Here is a 1,395-nt window from a genome sequence, read left to right as displayed (position 1 = left end):
TTGAGGTACTGTCTTAAAATCCTATTATTTGATTATAATTATTTTTATATTTGCTATTCTTGAAGGAGAGGTTGCTTTGCAACTTCATCCAGTGTAGCCTCGCTAGTCGGGGCTACTTTATTTGGGTCGTATGTTTCGTTTTTTTTCCATAGGGCATAGATAAGTACTAATATTTTTCTTTGTACGGCAACGTAGGCTTTCATTTTTAAATTCGTTCTTTGATAAACTCGTTCAAATAAATTGGCAAAAGATTTTTCTTGAAATCTGACGACATTAAAAGCGGGCATGCACAGTACTTTTCTTATTCGTGCATTACCTTGTTTGGAAATAGCCTGTTTCCCAGCATATTTCCCAGATTGCCGTTCTGTGACATCATAACCAGCATAGGAAGTTAATTGTCTTTGGTTTTCAAAAAACTCAAAACCATTGGTTTCCGCAACGATGGTGGCAATGGTTAATAAACCAACGCCTTTGATTGGTAAAACCAAAGAAAATTTCTCTTTTAAGAAAGAGTCTTCTTCTACAACTTTGTCTATTTTCTTTTTAATAGCCTTAAGTTTTTGGTCAATGAGATTCACCACTTCTCGCAAGTCATCTAAGATTAATTCATCTTGGTAATGGCTATGCTCAATGGCATGAATTTGGTTGTTATAGATGGTTTTTTGTTCTTGAAAAACCTGATGATGTCGAGTTAAAGCCCTTAATTGTTCAATTTGGGGACTTATGGGTGTCCAAGCATCAAGATTTTGTTCAGCAGCCATTTGGGCTAATCCACGGGCATCAATCTTGTCATTTTTACTTTTTAAGCCAATACCTTTAAAGTAATGTTTGGCTTTTTTAGGCAATATGACTGTGATATGACAACCTAAATGATGGAGAAACCAAGCAAGGTTTTCATAGTAAACCCCAGTAGCCTCCATCAAATACACAATGGGCAATTCACTTTGTTTGTGATGTGATTGTACCCAATTCGCCAAACCTTGGAAACCTCTAGAATCATTGGTGAAACTACGGGAGGCTTTAATGGTGACTTTTTGTAAGCTATCTATCGCAGATAAACAAACATGAAACTCGCTCTTGGAAATATCTATCCCAACGGCATATTTGAAAGCTTGACTTTTCATAACAAAAGACTTTAGAATGAAAAAATACAGACCTACAAACTGGAAACCTTTAATCGTTTTTGCTCATCAATTCAGGATAATTAAAGTTATAATTTCCTTGTGTACTTAGTTCTAACGCTAAAAGGAAAATAAAAAAGTCTTGTCTCAAAGACTACATCATTCTGATAAGAACGTGTTTAGCGATATGACAGATTACTTTTTTATCCCATTTTGAAGTAAATACAAAATTGTACTTTTTTAAGCAAATAAAAATCTTTTGCAAGATATGAGC

General features: G+C 34.6%; 1 protein-coding gene. It reads right to left on the bottom strand.

The window, feature by feature from the left end:
• Positions 1-53: 53 nt before the first annotated feature.
• Positions 54-1,124, bottom strand: coding sequence for an IS110 family RNA-guided transposase (locus HNP25_RS21600; RefSeq protein WP_184137845.1), 1,071 nt, complete (start codon positions 1,122-1,124; stop codon positions 54-56).
• Positions 1,125-1,395: the final 271 nt, after the last annotated feature.

It is taken from the genome of Arcicella rosea, from assembly GCF_014204325.1.
Lineage (GTDB): Bacteria > Bacteroidota > Bacteroidia > Cytophagales > Spirosomataceae > Arcicella > Arcicella rosea_A.
This window is presented reverse-complemented; position numbering and strand designations above follow the sequence as displayed.

Excerpts from the sequence above, each read along its gene's own strand:
- HNP25_RS21600 (WP_184137845.1), bottom strand. The coding sequence starts at position 1,124 with ATGAAAAGTCAAGCTTTCAAATATGCCGTTGGGATAGATATTTCCAAG.